This window comes from Pandoraea sp. CB10b_02 (genome assembly GCF_002216225.1).
Taxonomy (GTDB): Bacteria; Pseudomonadota; Gammaproteobacteria; order Burkholderiales; family Burkholderiaceae; genus Pandoraea; species Pandoraea nosoerga.
Window position 1 is genome coordinate 1 of record NZ_NJGW02000014.1, and the last position, 15,693, is coordinate 15,693.

General features: G+C 59.5%; 22 protein-coding genes. 21 read left to right on the forward strand and 1 reads right to left on the reverse strand.

The window, feature by feature from the left end:
• The 21 genes from CDN36_RS15230 to CDN36_RS15330 form a co-directional block, all read left to right on the forward strand.
• On the forward strand, positions 1–497 hold a 497-nt coding region (locus tag CDN36_RS15230; protein ID WP_287497165.1), incomplete at its 5' end, for a DUF3168 domain-containing protein.
• 63 nt (positions 498–560) lie between these two features.
• Positions 561–1,043: a phage tail tube protein gene (locus CDN36_RS15235; protein ID WP_287497166.1), complete on the forward strand. Its 483-nt coding sequence runs from the start codon at positions 561–563 to the stop codon at positions 1,041–1,043.
• A gap of 7 nt (positions 1,044–1,050) precedes the next feature.
• Entirely contained in the window at positions 1,051–1,374 is a 324-nt protein-coding gene (locus CDN36_RS15240) for a hypothetical protein (RefSeq protein WP_287497167.1), read from the forward strand.
• Between the two features lie 80 nt (positions 1,375–1,454).
• Positions 1,455–1,688 (forward strand): hypothetical protein, encoded by a 234-nt coding sequence (locus CDN36_RS15245; protein ID WP_287497168.1) that lies wholly within the window; start codon positions 1,455–1,457, stop codon positions 1,686–1,688.
• On the forward strand, positions 1,685–3,790 hold the full coding sequence (locus CDN36_RS15250; RefSeq protein ID WP_287497169.1) for a hypothetical protein: 2,106 nt from the start codon (positions 1,685–1,687) through the stop codon (positions 3,788–3,790). Before CDN36_RS15245 ends, CDN36_RS15250 begins: the two co-directional genes overlap by 4 nt.
• A complete protein-coding gene (locus CDN36_RS15255) occupies positions 3,790–4,128 on the forward strand; it encodes a phage tail protein (protein ID WP_287497170.1) in 339 nt (112 codons plus the stop codon). The genes CDN36_RS15250 and CDN36_RS15255 overlap by 1 nt, the downstream gene beginning before the upstream one ends.
• Positions 4,129–5,163: a glycine-rich domain-containing protein gene (locus CDN36_RS15260; RefSeq protein WP_287497171.1), complete on the forward strand. Its 1,035-nt coding sequence runs from the start codon at positions 4,129–4,131 to the stop codon at positions 5,161–5,163.
• Entirely contained in the window at positions 5,160–5,363 is a 204-nt protein-coding gene (locus tag CDN36_RS15265; protein ID WP_287497172.1) for a hypothetical protein, read from the forward strand. Before CDN36_RS15260 ends, CDN36_RS15265 begins: the two co-directional genes overlap by 4 nt.
• Positions 5,364–5,369: 6 nt before the next feature.
• Positions 5,370–6,074, forward strand: coding sequence for a phage minor tail protein L (locus CDN36_RS15270; RefSeq protein ID WP_287497173.1), 705 nt, complete (start codon positions 5,370–5,372; stop codon positions 6,072–6,074).
• Positions 6,074–6,787 carry a C40 family peptidase gene (locus CDN36_RS15275; RefSeq protein WP_287497174.1) on the forward strand — a complete coding sequence of 238 codons (714 nt, stop codon included), beginning with the start codon at positions 6,074–6,076 and terminating at the stop codon, positions 6,785–6,787. Before CDN36_RS15270 ends, CDN36_RS15275 begins: the two co-directional genes overlap by 1 nt.
• Before the next feature lie 35 nt (positions 6,788–6,822).
• A complete protein-coding gene (locus CDN36_RS15280) occupies positions 6,823–7,227 on the forward strand; it encodes a hypothetical protein (RefSeq protein ID WP_287497175.1) in 405 nt (134 codons plus the stop codon).
• A 48-nt stretch (positions 7,228–7,275) separates the two neighbouring features.
• Complete coding sequence (locus CDN36_RS15285; RefSeq protein WP_287497176.1) at positions 7,276–7,884, forward strand: tail assembly protein; 609 nt, start codon at positions 7,276–7,278, stop codon at positions 7,882–7,884.
• A gap of 390 nt (positions 7,885–8,274) precedes the next feature.
• The gene (locus CDN36_RS15290; RefSeq protein WP_287497177.1) at positions 8,275–11,439 is read left to right on the forward strand and encodes a TipJ family phage tail tip protein; all 3,165 of its coding nucleotides are present in this window, start codon (positions 8,275–8,277) and stop codon (positions 11,437–11,439) included.
• A complete protein-coding gene (locus tag CDN36_RS15295; RefSeq protein WP_141571379.1) occupies positions 11,439–11,741 on the forward strand; it encodes a hypothetical protein in 303 nt (100 codons plus the stop codon). The genes CDN36_RS15290 and CDN36_RS15295 overlap by 1 nt, the downstream gene beginning before the upstream one ends.
• The gene (locus CDN36_RS15300) at positions 11,741–12,496 is read left to right on the forward strand and encodes a hypothetical protein (protein ID WP_287497178.1); all 756 of its coding nucleotides are present in this window, start codon (positions 11,741–11,743) and stop codon (positions 12,494–12,496) included. Before CDN36_RS15295 ends, CDN36_RS15300 begins: the two co-directional genes overlap by 1 nt.
• A 69-nt stretch (positions 12,497–12,565) precedes the next feature.
• Complete coding sequence (locus CDN36_RS15305) at positions 12,566–12,907, forward strand: holin (RefSeq protein WP_287497179.1); 342 nt, start codon at positions 12,566–12,568, stop codon at positions 12,905–12,907.
• The gene (locus CDN36_RS15310) at positions 12,904–13,185 is read left to right on the forward strand and encodes a holin (protein ID WP_287497180.1); all 282 of its coding nucleotides are present in this window, start codon (positions 12,904–12,906) and stop codon (positions 13,183–13,185) included. The genes CDN36_RS15305 and CDN36_RS15310 overlap by 4 nt, the downstream gene beginning before the upstream one ends.
• Positions 13,172–13,648, forward strand: a complete 477-nt coding sequence (locus CDN36_RS15315; protein ID WP_287497181.1) for a glycoside hydrolase family 24 protein — start codon at positions 13,172–13,174, stop codon at positions 13,646–13,648. The genes CDN36_RS15310 and CDN36_RS15315 overlap by 14 nt, the downstream gene beginning before the upstream one ends.
• Positions 13,645–14,148, forward strand: coding sequence for a DUF2514 family protein (locus tag CDN36_RS15320; RefSeq protein WP_287497182.1), 504 nt, complete (start codon positions 13,645–13,647; stop codon positions 14,146–14,148). The genes CDN36_RS15315 and CDN36_RS15320 overlap by 4 nt, the downstream gene beginning before the upstream one ends.
• A gap of 46 nt (positions 14,149–14,194) precedes the next feature.
• The gene (locus CDN36_RS15325; RefSeq protein ID WP_287497183.1) at positions 14,195–14,860 is read left to right on the forward strand and encodes a DUF433 domain-containing protein; all 666 of its coding nucleotides are present in this window, start codon (positions 14,195–14,197) and stop codon (positions 14,858–14,860) included.
• Positions 14,857–15,267 (forward strand): PIN-like domain-containing protein, encoded by a 411-nt coding sequence (locus CDN36_RS15330; RefSeq protein WP_278648503.1) that lies wholly within the window; start codon positions 14,857–14,859, stop codon positions 15,265–15,267. The genes CDN36_RS15325 and CDN36_RS15330 overlap by 4 nt, the downstream gene beginning before the upstream one ends.
• Positions 15,268–15,362: 95 nt before the next feature.
• On the opposite strand, the gene CDN36_RS15335 is transcribed toward CDN36_RS15330, so the two are convergent.
• A complete protein-coding gene (locus CDN36_RS15335) occupies positions 15,363–15,662 on the reverse strand; it encodes a hypothetical protein (RefSeq protein ID WP_287497184.1) in 300 nt (99 codons plus the stop codon).
• Positions 15,663–15,693: the final 31 nt, after the last annotated feature.

A 15,693-nucleotide genomic window follows, 5' to 3' on the forward strand; every position in this document is an offset into this window, starting at 1 on the left:
ACGCCAGCCCGAACGAATTCGCAAGTATTTCGAGCACGGCCCTGTTCGCTATGCAGCTTGATACAAGTTCACAGGGGCCGGATCAATATTCGTCGATTGTCGAAGTCCAGTCCGACGTGAGGCGAGGCAGCGACGTGTACCCGAAGATATTCAAGGCGCTTTCGGCAAGCGCGGCAGTCACCGCATTGGTTGGTACGTCGCCGGTGCGCGCCTATCGCCATGGGAGCGCGCCGCAAGGTGTTTCCTCACCCTATCTAACGTTCTCTTTCCCTGGCGGTGCGCCCGAAAATGCGCTCGAAGGCGCCTGTGCTGACCAGTTCCGTGCGCAGGTCGACTGCTGGTCGATCGGCGACGCCGAGGTTGAGGCGCTCGCAGAGGCAGTTCGATCGGCCCTTGAGCCATACGCATTGTGTGTTGGATACGTGGCAGACGAGCGGGACGCTCAGACCGAGAAATACCGAATCTCGATGGTTTTCGATTGGTGGCTACCGCGCTGACGGTTGCCGACTTGCTTTGCACTGAACCGCCTTCGGGCGGTTTTTCTTTTTTTGGAGCCGAAAATGGCCGCTGAAGAAATCATCAAGTCCCAAGGGACTGAACTCTACTTCGTCAACCCGATGGGCAATACGGTCGAGCGCGTGGTATGCGCAACGTCGATCTCGGGCCTTGGTGGCGCGCGCGATCAGATCGAGATCACCTGCTTGGACAACACGGGGGACCGTGAGTTTGTCGGCGGCCTGGGCAACCCGGGCCAAGTTTCGGTGGCATTCAACGTCCACAAAAACGAAGTTGCTCACGAAGACCTGCTGAACCTGAAGAAGAGCGGGGAAACGGTCTCGTGGGGCATCTACTCGTCGGATGGAACGACAACCCCGACGGCCGACAGCACCGGCACGCTGCAGACGGTCGTCGGTCGGGCGTCAGCGATTTTCAACGGCTACGTGTCGGACATCAACATCGATATTCAAGGCAACGACATCTGGAAGGGGACGATCACCATCCAGCGCTCCGGCGAAGTCGACTTCGACCTGAGCACGGTGTGAGGTGACCATGCTCGATCGCAAGTTTTTCGTGAGCCCCGAAGTGGTCGGCAAGGACATCCAGCTTAAGGACGGTTCGACCCACCAGCTCTATTTCCGCCGTGTCTCGTCTTACGACTATCAGCGGTTCCTCAATTGCTTGCGCTCGCCGTCGATTGATGACCGAGGCATGGCATATCACGTGCTCGTCGCGGCCAGCCTTTGTGATGCGGACGGGAAGGTCGCGTTGACTCTTGAAAAGGCCAAGGAGCTTGAAGAAGGCGTGCTCGAACGTCTCTTCGCGGCCGCGCTCGAGCTGAACAAGCGTCAGGAGGACGAGCCGGGAAACGCATAAAGGCCCGGGGCGAGGAATGGCTCTGGCACGTCCTTGCGCTCGCGCTGGGCGGCCGAACGGTCGCCGAGTGGAAGGCAGCCATGAGCGACCACGAATTCCAGCGCTGGGTCGACTTCTATCAACAGTGGCCGTTCGATGACTACCACAGGTTTTATCGGCCTGCTGCGCTGGTGGCCGGCGCGATGTCGTCGGGCGATGACCCGGAGGCCACGATGAGGAATCGCCTTGAGTGGCTCCAGCCAAGCAGTGAAGTGAAGCCCAAACACACCCAGGCCGATATCGACCTCTTCCGCGCAGCGGGGCGCCGAGTATGAGCATTGGAACAATCACCGTCGATTTGCTCGCGAAAACGGGCAGTTTCGAGACGGACATGAATCGTGCCGCCAAGCTGGCCGAGAAGCGAGCGAAGGAAATCGATGCTGCTTTCGCAAAGCTCGGCGTTGGGATAGGTCTTGGGCTGACCGCGGCCGGCGGCGCGGCAGTGCTGCTGGGAAAGAACGCAATCGATCAGTTGGCCGCGCTCGACGATGCAGCGCAGAAGACCGGATCCTCAGTCGAGAATCTCTCCAAGATTCAGCAGTCGACGATGTCCTATGGGCACAGCTTCGACGAGGTCGAGTCGGCCATCAGCAAGCTTGCCAAGGGCATGGCCACAGTCGACGACGAGTCTAACAAGACCAACAAGGCCCTGGCGGCGCTGGGAGTGTCGGCGCGGGATGCCGGCGGCAATCTCCGCGACCCTGCACAGGTACTCATCGACATCTCGAAGAGTCTGCAGAACTATCAAGATGGCGCGGCCAAGACGGCGCTGGTTACGGACTTGTTCGGAAAGTCTGGGGCGAACCTGCTGCCTGTGCTGAATGACATGGCTGAGAGCGTAGACGGTTTCACAGGTGCATCGAAGGAAGCCGCCGCAAATGCCGCTGCGTTCCAAGACAACTTGAATAGGCTGACCGCTCAGTTCAAGGTCTTGGTGCAGGAAGTGATATCCAATGTGTTGCCCACGTTGAACACCCTCCTTGGCCAGTTGCAGGACGGCATAAAGTCAAGCGGCGGGTTCCTAGATGCGATGTTGACGATGTCCACCATCAATCCGTTCAAGACGGCTGGTGAGAACATCAAAAGCTACACCGACAAGTTGGATCGTCTGCAAGCTGACCGGGAAAAATATGCGGCGCGCGGTGCCGATGTGCGCAGCATTGACATCGCGATTTCGGACACGCAGAAGAAGCTCAGTTTCCTCAAGTTGCAGCAGCAGCGCGAAGCATTGGCGATCGGCGATTCGGCAGGCGGTGACAAGTGGGACAGGCTGCTTAAGTCGCCACCACAGGTGCTTGATTATCAGTCAGGCAGGGGAAAGGCGGAGAAGTCGGCGAAGGACAGGAAAACTGAAGCTGACCGCTACCTCGAGTCCCTGAACAAGCAGGTAATCACCGTCCAGAACCTGACGGCCGCCGAAGAGGCGCTCGCAATGATCCAGTCTGGGCGTTTAGGCACAGTGACCGAAGCGCAGAAGGAGCAGATCCTCACGGCGGCGACGCTCGTCGATTTGGCGAAGGATGGCATCGAGCAGGAGCGGCAGCGGCAGGAACTGATCGCAAAGGGAAAGAAAGTCTACGAGGAGACTCTTTCGCCCTTCGAGCGGATGCAGCAGGACTACCAGGAGTTGAACACGCTTCTGCAGGGCGGCTACATCGACGCGCAGACGTATGACCGTGCCATCACGCAGGTCCAGAAGAAATTCGACGAGTTGACGGACAAGGCAAAGGATTCGCAGAGCGAGCTCGACGAATTCGCTAAGAGCGCGGCACAGAACATCCAGTCGTCGTTCGCCGAATTCCTCTTCGATCCGTTCAAGGAAGGACTCGACGGAATGCTCAAGGGCTTCCTGGATTTCCTGCGCCGAGCCTTGGCGAACGCTGCTGCAGCAAATCTCTCCCAATCGCTCTTTGGCGGTCTTGTGGGCGGTGGCGCTGGCACGGGCCTGATCGGCTCGATCTTCGGAGCCGTCGCCGGGGCATACGGTGACGCCACGGGCACTGCCGTTGGTAACGGGATCTACGGGCCTCAGACGCAGGCTGGTCTTGATGACCTTATCTCGAAAGTGAGTTTGCGAGCGAACGGGGGCCCGGTGACGGCCGGCCAGCCATACATCGTTGGCGAACGGCAGGCTGAATTGTTCGTACCCAACACGTCGGGAACTATCCTCCCATCGCTCCCGTCCGGCGGCGGCGTGAACGTCAGCATCGTGACGCAGATCGACAACAACGGGAACGCGACGACGCAGACGAGCGGTGACGCGGACCGGACCGGCAAGCAGCTTTCATCCGCTATCCGCACCGTCGTGACGGACGAACTCTCTCGACAGATGCGGCAGGGCGGCTTGCTCTGGCGCGCGCGAACCGGGATGGGCTGATGGCAACGGAAACGTTTGACTTCTGCGTCAAGGTCGGTTCGTCTGGAACGACGAACTTCCGAACGCGCAAAGCCCAGTTTGGCGATGGATATGAGCAGCGCGTTGGGGACGGACTGAATACGGCCGTGGCCTCATGGTCCGTGAGCAGTACGAACACAGCGGAAAAGCTCCAGCGCCTCAAAGACTTCCTGGACCGTCACAGCGGCTACAAGTCGTTCTATTGGACGCCCCCGATGGGCGTCGAGGGCTTGTACTACTGCGAAACCTACACGCTCTCCGGTGAGGGGAATCAGGTCTTCACGATCAGCGCCACGCTTCAACAAACCTTCGCTCCATAAATGGCACAGCAAATCATCAATCTCGGTACGCCGCCTGGTGGGACCGATGGGGACACTTCGCGTGTTGCTTTTGAAAAGACTAGCGACAACTTCGACGAGCTTTACACGCGAGCGCAAGGCAAATTGACGAAGGATGTCAGCGGAGCCGGCACACTCGCGCTATCTCCGGCCGAGGCTATCAACGGCATAATCGACATGACGGGCGCTCTTACGGGCAACCGCATTGTCACGGTTCCGCCTAGCCCGACGCAGGTATGGGCGATTCGAAACAGCACCACCGGTGCGTTCACGCTCGCATTTCAGACGTCGTCCGGTTCCGGGATTCAGCTGGCAGCAGGTCGTTCGACCGTGGTGTTTTCCGACGGTACGAACATTGTTGATCTTTCGGCAATGCCTGCTCCATCGACGGGCCGGTTGCTCGGCGTTCGAGTGATCACGACCAGTGGCACGTATACGCCGACGCCGGGCTGCACGTACGCGATCGTCGAGATTCAGGGCGCTGGCGGTGCTGGCGCGGGGGCGCCGGCAACTGGGGCAGGACAGTGCTCGGCAGCAGGCGCTGGTGGTGCCGGCGGCTACATCCGCCTCTACGTCCAGTCGCCGACGGCTACTGCGGTCGTCATCGGCGCTGGCGGTGTTGGAGTATCCGGAGGGGATGGCGGGAATGGAGGTGCGACGTCGTTTGGTTCGGTGACGGCCGGCGGCGGCTCGGGTGGAAATCCATCGGTCGCGAGCGCTGATGTAGTTTCCGCGATCGGCGGTGCCGGCGGCACGGCGACGGGCGGCAATCTCCTGAACATGCCCGGAACGTCTGCACCGGTCAGCCTGAGCAGTTACACCCTGAACATCCTGATGAGCTTTCCGGGCGCGAATTCGCCGCTCGGCACTGGTGGTCGACAAGGGCGCGCAGGTGCCGCATCACCCGGCACCGGCTATGGCTCCGGTGGCGGTGGTGTCGTTCTCGTAGCTAATCAGGGGCCGACTACCGGAGCGAACGGTGCGCCTGGCGTGGTAATCGTTACGGAGTATTCATGACGTCAAAATATGCGGTCATTGAGAATGGCGTTGTCGTTAACGTCGCGCTGTGGGATGGTGAGGCGGAATGCCCCATTCTGGATGGGGCTGTGCCGCTGGAGCCCGATTCGACAGTGTGCCCCGGCTACCGCTATTTGGATGGCGCTTTCTTTCCACCGGTACCGGTAGTTGACCTGGCCGCCGAGCTTATGGGGCGCTGAAGGTCAATGTCGATCGTTGCTGATATCCAGCGTCTCGAGCCCGGTGCACTGGTCGAACTATTCGAGCTGGATGCGACCGCTCAAGGAGGCGAGATTCTGCGTTTTCACGGCCACACTCAGGTCGGTCCAATCTGGTGGCAAGGCAATGAATATTCGCCTTGGCCAATCGAGGTCCAAGGCTTCGCACGCAGCGGAGAGGGCCAGCAACCGACGCCGTCACTGTCGGTGGGTAACATCGACGGATCGATCACGGCGCTGTGTCTGTACCTTGACGACATGGTTGGGGCGAAGCTGACGCGCATGCGCACGCTCGGCCAGTACTTGGACGCACGTAACTTCCCGGAAGGGAACCCGACGGCCGATCCTAACGAACAACTGCCGCCCGAACTCTGGTACATCAACCAGAAGACGGAAGAGACGAATGAATCGGTGACGTTCGAGCTTGCTAGCGCGCTCGACTTCAATGGCGAGCAACTGCCGCGGCGGCAGATCATCGCAAACGTGTGCATCTGGCTGACCATCGGCGGATACCGAGGCCCGTATTGCGGGTACACGGGCACTGCGTATTTCGACCGCGACGACAACCCCGTGGCAGACTCGTCGCTCGATAAGTGCGGCGGGCGCGTCTCGTCGTGCAAGTGCCGCTTCGGCGAGAACAACGAACTGCCGTATGGCGGTTTTCCGGCCGCTGACCTCGTGCGGACTTCCTGATGAATCAGAGAACGTTGAAGGCCATCCGCGAGCACGCTGCGGAGGACTACCCGCGCGAAGCCTGCGGCCTGGTCGTGATCGCCAAGGGGCGCGAACGGTATGTGCGCTGCAGGAATCTCGCACAAGGCACCGAGCATTTCGTGATGGCGCCGGAGGATTACGCGGCGGCCGAAGACATCGGAGACGTGGTCGCGGTGGTGCATTCGCACCCCGACGCCCCAGCGACGCCAAGCGAAGCGGATCTTGTGAGCTGCGAGGCCACCGGGCTGCCGTGGCACATCCTGTCGTGGCCAGCGGACGACTTTCGAACGATCGAGCCCAGGGGGTACCAGGCGCCGCTCGTGGGACGAACGTTCGCACACGGGGTGCTGGACTGCTGGTCGCTCGTGCGGGACTTCTACGCGCGCGAGCTCAGGATCGACCTGCCGGACTTCCCGCGGCGGGACGACTGGTGGACGAAAGGTGAAAACCTGTACATGGAGGGATACCCGAAAGCGGGTTTCGTGCATCTGAATCAGGACAACCCAGAGAAGGTTGGGGACGTGATCCTGATGCAGCGCCGCGCCGATGTGCCGAACCATGCCGGCGTCTACCTTGGAGACGGGCTGATGCTGCACCACATGCACGGCCGTCTCTCAACGCGGGAGGTGTACGGCGGGTACTGGCGCGAGATCACGCGATGCGTTCTGAGGCACAAGTCACTGATGGGGTAATATCGTTGCCCTGAGCATTGTTGACGGGGTGAACGATGAAAATTCTTGCCGCTTCGGCATTTACACTTGCTGTCTTAGCTGGCTGCGCTACATCGAAAATCGATCCTGCCTCGGCGCCGAAAGTCGGAACCGAGAACGTAATTGATCGCAGCATCCTCGAAGGGGCCGCGTCAAAGGGCGCTGTGCGCATCGCGCGTGATAGTGGCGCTTATGGATCCGGCCTCGACGTTTTGATTTACATCGACGGGCGCCATGTTGCAAACATGGAATCTAACTCGGTGCTGGTGGCGAACCTACCGGAAGGCCGACGTAACATCGGGATGCAGGTGGATAGCCCGACAGCGAAGATTCAGCAGATCGCCGTGGATGTTCAATCAGGAAAGACTGTGGACGTGCGAATATCGATGGATGGCGGGGATTGGCGAATCTCCCGTCAGTAGCGAAGACACTGGCCGCCCTGCGGGGCGGTTTTTTATTGGGCGCTGAAATTGGAAAAGATCAGAAACGTTCGGCTGTATGGCTGGCTTGGGGCCAAGTATGGGCGAATCCACCGCTTCGCAGTGAACAGCCCGGCAGAGGCATTCCGAGCGCTCGCAAGCCAGTGCAAGGGGTTCTATGAGGACCTGGTGGGCAGTCGCGCCCGCGGTATCGGATATGCGGTCTTGGTAGGCAAGCGTCATCTGAGCTGCGAAGAGCTCGACATGCCACCCGGCAATGATGACATTCGCATTGCGCCGGTGATGCTGGGGGCGAAGCGCGGTGGCTTGTTTCAAGTCCTTCTTGGCGCGGCAATCATCGCCTCAGCCTGGTATCTCGGGCCGTCCTCTTCGCTCGCCGGTACGTTCAGTGCTGGTGGCGTGACGCAGGCGAGTGCCATGTTCGGTGCTGCGATGTTTGTGGGCGGTATCACGCAATTGTTGTCTCCGGCACAGCAAGGGCTTTCGGTGAAGGACAGTCCCGACAACGGCGCGAGCTACAACTTTAACGGGCCGGTGAACACTCAGGCGCAGGGCAATCCGGTGCCGGTGTTGTACGGGCGAATGATCGTCGGCGGCGCTGTCATATCGGCGGGTGTCTATGCAGAAGATCAGGCGTGATGTTGTAGGAGCGTCCTATACAACATGGACAGATTTTTCTGAAACGGCATTCTTGCGATAGTAGAACGCAAGCGCCAGCCCCAAAAAAGCGAAAGCCCCGGACTGTTAGCAGCAGCCGGGGCTTTCTGTTTCAACCCTCTGTACGCCCAGAAGGAAGAACCTTGTTCAAGTATACGCCGAAACATCAGGTAAAAGTGGACGGGAAAATGAGTACTGACGACGCCGGAATCGTAGGACGGCGCCTCGCGAACGCCGCGCTTATTCTGGCCGTCGGCGTTGCTTTGGCTGCGGTCATTTATGCGATTCGTTGGTGGTAGCGCGCCATTCAAATACAAGTCGATTTGCAATCCTGAACCCCGCTTAAAGCGGGGTTTTGCATTTCTGGGGCCCATGAAATACATCATCGGTTATGGCGGTAGCGGAGGGAAGGGGGGCGGCGAGAGTCGCGCGCCCACCGAGAGCCCCGATAGTCTTCACTCGATCTCGTACGCGAAGGTCTTGGATGCGGTGTCTGAGGGGGAGATTGCCGGGTTGGTAAACGGCTTGCAAAGTGTTTTTCTCGATAGCACGCCGATTCTGAATCCGGACGGCTCATCGAACTTCCAGAACGTCAGCGTTGACGTCCGAACCGGAACGCAGGATCAGCCTTATATCCCGGGCTTCCCATCTGTAGAGAGCGAGTCGTCAGTCGGGGTGCCGCTGACGTCGTCGACGCCTTGGGTGCATGCCGTCACCAATACGCAGTTGTCAGCCGTCCGCATCACCTTGTCGGTGCCAGCGCTCTCCCAGGCAAATACGAGCAACGGCGATATTACCGGGTACCGCGTCGAGTATGCGATAGATCTCTCGACAGACGGAGGTGCCTTTCAGCAGGTTTTGTCGTCAGCATTCGATGGGAAGACGACGTCGAACTATCAGCGGAGCCACCGAGTAAATCTCCCAGCGGCATCTACCGGCTGGACGGTCCGCGTCCGACGGATTACACCGAACGCGAACAGTAGCACCATCGCTGACACGACCAATATCGAGAGCATCGCCGAAATTATCGATGCGAAGCTGAGGTACCCGAATACCGCGCTAATTGGCATTCAGGTCGACGCGCGGCAGTTCAAGAGCATCCCTACGCGCTCAGCGGACCTCAAGGGCCGGATTGTCCGAGTGCCATCCAACTACGACCCTACGACGCGCTCCTACAGCGGCTCGTGGGATGGCACGTTTAAATCTGCGTGGACCGACAACCCCGCCTGGGTCTTTTATGACCTCGTGTTGCATCCTCGCTATGGCCTGGGGCACCGGATTAATGCCGCGCAGGTGGACAAGTGGTCGTTGTATCAAATCGGGCAGTACTGCGACGAGCTCGTTGACGATGGGAAAGGCGGCCGGGAGCCGCGCTTTACCTGCAATTGCTATCTGCAGGCTCGCGCAGACGCCTACAAGGTGCTCCAAGATCTCGCGACGATCTTCCGAGGCATGGCCTACTGGGCTAACGGAAACGTGGTTGCTGTGTCGGATATGCCCGGCGATCCGGTGTACAGCTTCACCAACGCCAACGTCATCGACGGCAAGTTCACTTACACGGGAACTAGTTGGAAGGCCCGCAAGACAGTCGCGTTGGTCACATGGAACGATCCGAGCGACTTCTATAAGGCGAAGGTCGAATACGTCGAGGATCAGGATGGCATTGCGCGCTATGGCGTGCAGCAGACCGAGACTACCGCCTTCGGATGCGCGAGCCAGGGCCAAGCGCAGCGCGTGGGGCATTGGACGCTTCTGAGCAGCCGCCTCGAAACGGAGTCGGTATCGTTCTCCGTCGGGCTCGAGGAGGCGATGGTTTCGCCAGGAAGTGTGGTCAGCGTCGCCGATGCATCGCGCGCCGGGCGCCGAATAGGTGGCCGCGTGAAGTCGGCGTCCGGTACGACGGTCGTGCTCGACAAGGCGGAACAGATTGCTCCCGGTGACACCTTGACGGTGATTCTGCCGAGCGGGGCGCGCCAGACGAGAACCGTTCAATCGGTATCGGGGAACGCCGTCACGGTCAGTGCAGGATGGACCGAGGCGGTGCAGCCGCAATCGGTATGGGTGGTCGAGAGTTCTCAACTGAAGACGCAGCTCTTTCGGATTCTCAGCATCTCGCAGGGTGAAGGTCTTCAGTGGGATGTGTCGGCCATCCAGCACAACCCTGACAAGTATGGCGCTATTGATAGCGGCACTCGGCTGCAACAGCGCCCGATCAGCGTAATTCCGCCTTCCGTGCAGCCGCCCGCGAGGGACGTGGTATGGGATTCGTATTCGGTCATCGCGCAAGGCTTCGCATCGACGACAGGCGTCATCAAATGGACGCCTGCAGATAAGGCGATCGCCTATGAAGTCGAATGGCGCCGGGACAATGGCGAGTGGGTAAAGGCCGGTCGCACAGGTTCGCAAAGTCTTGAGGTGCCGAACCTCTATGCAGGCCGGTATGTGGCGCGCGTGACGGCTCTGAATGCGCTCGATGTCCCGTCTATTCCAGCCTACTCGGCGGAGACCACGCTCAACGGCAAGACTTCGCCGCCGCCTACGGTGACGAGCCTCATCGCAACGGGCATTGTTTTCGGCATCCAGGTCAACTGGGGCTTCCCGACAGGGCCGCTTGACGTCGAACGCACGGAGGTCTGGTACAGCCAGACCAACGACCGCGCGACGGCCATCAAACTGGCCGACTTCGCGTTTCCGCAGAACACTCACACGATGATGGGGCTCGCGGCGGGCGCGACGTTCTTTTTCTGGGCGCGCCTGATCGACAAGTCCGGAAACGTCGGCGCGTGGTATCCGGCCACGAACGGTGTTATGGGGCAGGCCAGCGCTGATGCCGACGACATCCTCGGCTACCTCAACGGCAAGATTGGCGAAACGCAACTCTCGCAGGATCTGCTCGCGACGATTGCGACGATCCAGCCGCCGTTCGCCGGCAGCGAGGAGGATTACGCCGGCTCGGTCAACATCTACGCCGGTATCCTGTCGGTGCAATCGCTGATTCAGGATGGCGATCGAGCAGTCGCGCAGCAGGTGACGACGCTTCAGGCGACGGTGGGGGAGAACACCGCGCTCGTGCAGACGAACGCTCAGGCGCTGGCCAGCCTCGACGGCAAGGTGTCCGCGTCCTACCAGATGAAGGTGGGCGTGACATCCGGCGGGAAGTATTACGGCGCTGGCATTGGGATCGGCGTCAGCAATGAGACGGGGCCGGTGCAGTCCCAAATCCTGTTTCTCGCAGATCGATTCGCCTTTCTCAACACGGCGAACGATCAGGTGAGCACGCCTTTCGTGATCCAGAACGGCCAGACGTTCATCAGCCAGGCGTTCATCGGCAACGGCTGGATCACCAATGCCATGATCGGCGACTACATCCAGTCCAACAACTATCAGGCCGGGGTGAGCGGGTGGCGCCTGGACAAGTCGGGAACGCTGTATATGAACGGCGGGGCCAGCGGTCAGGGCCGTGTTGTCCTCTCGCCCAACGGAATCAGCGTCTATGACGCGAACAACGTGCTGCGCGTGCGCCTGGGGTTGCTCTGATGGTCGCCGGACTTCAGCTTTTCGATCCGGCCGGCAATGAGATCCTCAATCCGTTCAGTCGAGTCGGGCGCGTGCTTGGATCCGTGTATATCAACGGCACGAGTGGCAGCCTTCAAAACGACGGATTGCTGACCGGCGAGCCATTCGCGTCGTTTCACCTTCAGCAACTGTTTTACGACGTGCGCGCGTACCGCAGGTTTCCCCGAATCTCGGTCTCAGGCAACACGCTCTCCTGGTATTACCCGGCTCCCCAGGGCACGCAGGTGACCATGGCGGGATATATCGTCTTTGGAGTTCGCTGATGACATACGGGTTTCAGTCGATTAGCGACGCCGGCGTGTTCCAGATCGACGGCGAGTCGACGAACTACTGCCTCTCCAAAAAGGGCGTGGCGACCTTGGTTCAGCAGAGCCTGTACCTCGGTGCCTCGGGAGCGGGTGACGTGTATGCCACGTGCTACGTAGCGGACATTGCCTATTCCGCGACCAATCCGCTTTTCGTCATGGAGAACACGAATGGCATCCCCGTCGTGGTCATTTCGACGACGAATACGGGAGGCAACTCGTGGGTGACGCGCGTCATGGCGCTTTCGCCAGTGTCGATCAATTATTTTGTGTTTTCGTCGGATGTCTTGATTGACGGCTCCGAACTGCTCGTCGTCTACAACTCGGCAGGGCAGCCGGTCGCGACGTCGAGCATGCGATACCCACTGATCAAGCAGGTGATCGCGGGGAACGTGATCGGCGCGGGCCCCGATTATGGGCAGTACAACTACGGCGCAGCGACGAGCTTTTCCGCTTCGTTCTCGCCTGGCGGCGGACGCATCGGGGTGGGTGCGATACGCACGCCATCGACGCAGTTCAACGGAAGTCTGTTGTCGGGCGAATGGCGTGGAAACATCGGCCTCGGTGGCTGGATGTCCGGGGTGGGCGTGGCCACATTCTCGACGTTCAATTGGCGGTTCGGTCCCAGCTCACCCAATCCTCCAAATTTCCAATACGACTATCAGTCGGCACTCGACTACGGGGGCATTCTGATAGACGTGAGCAACCTTTGACCATGGCCGCCTTCGCGCGGCTTTTTCATTTCCAGAGCAGGGCGCGGGGGCGCTCAAAGGAACAATCCAATGGCGGAACCAACGTCGGGCGCCGTGGCGGCCGCAGTAGCCGTGACGGTGAAGGTGCTTCCGGGTGCGGTCGGATCTCTGATTGCGCTCCGCTTCATTGGCGAAGGCCTGACACGAAAACAAAAAGCGATGTCGTTCGCAGCCGGAGCGGCGATGTCCTACTACCTCAGCCCGCTGGTCGTGATGTATTTCGCGATCACGGATGCCGGCGCACAGCAGGCGTTTGGCTTCTTGATGGGGTTGTTTGGCCTGGCGCTGGCAAAGGAAGTTTTCAAGGAAATCAACGATGCCGACCTGATCGGGGCTCTCAAGCGGCGACTCTTCGGAGGGCTCGAAAAATGATCTGGGTGTTGGTGTTCTTCATCGCGAACGTCGTCGTGCTCGCCGCCTGCATCTGGGTGGCACTGAGCGACGCCATCAAAACGGGATTCTGGGGGACGACGGGCTTCTCAGCTATCGGCCTGGCGTCTGTCGGAAACCTCTTCAAACCCGTCTGGATGCGCCACGCAATTGATGGACCGGAAGTCCTGATGCTTGTCGGGCTTGCGATCGTCTCGATCTGGGTAATGGCGAGGAAGGTGTACTGGACAAACAAGGGGAGGGGGCATGGCTCGAATTGACGCAGCCGCGGCGGGCGGGCAAAACGTTTGCGCGTTCCTCGACATGTTGGCCTGGTCTGAATTCACGTCGCGCATCGCCGGTTCGGACGACGGCTACAACGTGATCGTCGGCGGCGACCTGTTTGACAGCTACGCGGACCATCCCAGGAAATCGGTGTGGATCAAGCGGTTCAACGTTTGGTCGACCGCGGCGGGGCGGTACCAACTGCTTTCACGCTACTACGACGCGTACAAGAAGCAGCTGGGGCTCCCGGACTTCTCGCCGGTAAGCCAGGACAAGATTGCGATCCAGCAGATTCGTGAGCGCGGCGCGCTGGCCGACATCAAGGCAGGAAGGATCGAGTCAGCAATTTCGAAGTGCCGGAACATCTGGGCGAGTCTTCCGGGGGCCGGTTACGGCCAGGTGGAGCACACACTTGGGCCGTTGCTCGAGCAGTATCTGAAAGCCGGAGGTGCAATGTGACGTGGCTTGATCCTCGCGTGTGGGGCGGACTATTGCTCGCGGTGGTGCTGGCGGCCGGCGCCGGCTACTGGAAAGGGCACCACGATGCCGATCAGTCAGCCACGGTCGCTGCGCAAGAGAAGCAAATCAAAGACCTGACCGCTTCCAACAACCTCTATCGCCAGATGACGACAACGCTGGCCGGGATCTCGATCGATGCGAAAAAATCTGCTGACACTGCGAGCGCTGCGGCTCGCGCCTCTGACGCTGCTTATGACCGGATGCGCAAGCAGCTTACCGAATATACCGCTGCCGCGCGACATTCCGCCGCTTCCAGCGGAGGCTCGCCAGCCGGTGGGGGAGCAGATCCCCTTGATTTGCTCGCAGGGCTGTTCAGCCGGGCTGACCAAGCTGCGGGAGACCTCGCTAAATTCGCTGACGCTGCGCACATCGCCGGCCTCGCCTGCGAGCGCAGCTACGACGCGCTAATGGGCAATGGCAAAGCCCATTCGGGCGACTGAGGTGAGATGTTACAATCTTCAGCAGATCGGGGTGGACACTAACGACATGGATCTCACGGGAATTGGCCTCTATACGCTTAAGGAAGCGGAAAGGCTCACAGGCGCTGACGCGCGCGAGGTGAGCCGGTGGCTGTTCGGCTATACGTTCAAGGATGGTTCTAGTCCGCCCCTGTGGACGACACAATTGGCAGAACTCGGCGAGAAGGCCATTGGCTTCCGTGATCTTCTGGAACTCAGGGTAGTCAAGGCTTTCCGTAGCCACAACGTCCCGTTGCGAGTAATTCGGGCAGCGATTGAGAACGCGAAAGCAATTTTCGGAATGGACTATCCATTCACCGCAAATCGCTTCCTCACTGACGGAAAGTCAGTATTTTACGAGGCGCTTCATGAGCATGGCGAGTCCGAACTTACCGATCTTGTAAAGCGTCAGATGGTATTTGAGCATATCGTCCGCCCGGAGCTGTACGTTGGAATCGAATTTGCGGCGGATGGACGTGCGCGGCGCTGGTTCCCTTTGCCAAAGAGCAATATTGTCGTTCTGGATCCGGAGATTTCCTTTGGCAAGCCAATACTAGCTGACTACGGGGTGAGGACTGATCTAGTCTTCAAGACGTATGAGGTAGAAAAAAGTAAAAAAATGGCTGCCTCGATATTCGGCATACCAGTTGCTGCCGTTGATGCTGCCATCCGCTACGAGCGGCTGGCAGCATGAAGTATTTTTTCGACAACAATCTTTCTCCTCATCTTGCTCGTGCCGTGAGCGAGTTGTGCGAGGTCGAGGATGCGGTGGAGTGCGTCACGCATTTGCGTGATCGCTTCGAAGCAAACGCGAAGGATCATGATTGGATTGCCGCATTAGCTACCGAAGGACACTGGATCATTCTGTCGCAAGACGGTCTTCGCAAAAATGATCTCGAACGAAAAGCCCTGAGAGAATCGGGTTTGATCGTCTTCGTACTTCACCGTCAGTGGTCGGAAAAGCGCCACTGGGACAAAGCCCAGAATCTGGTCAAATGGTGGCCGGCAATAATGGATCAGAGTCGGCGGATCCGCGGCGGCGCCGCGTTTCGCGTGCCTTGGCGTTATGGGTCAGGGCAGTTCGAGCAGATAAAAATTTAGCAGCGAGCGCAGCTACGATTCGCTGACGCAACAAAGATAACGAGAATAATCAAAAATAGTAAAAAGCTCATATTTGCTATCTTTGGCGACGCATCTCAACGTGAAGGTGCCCCGGGAATCTGCGGCAATTCCCCCCTGAGTTCTCGGTTTTCCCCGAGCGCTGACTTCAGCCATTCAAGCGCGATGAGGGTGCCGCCGACCTCGTCACGCCACGCCTGGTGGATGATGACGTACAGCGACTCTACCCGCTGAAGCACATCCTCTTTGCGTCGAACCTGCTCCCGCCGGAAGACCAGTTCTTCGAGAGCCTGCCGAACACCCGGATCCTTGTTGGTGAGCCATAGGCTGCGCAACTGATCAATCGTCAGGTCGGATGGACGCGGATGTAATGGCATGGCGGCCTCCCTCGTGGTGCTGGTGAGGGAG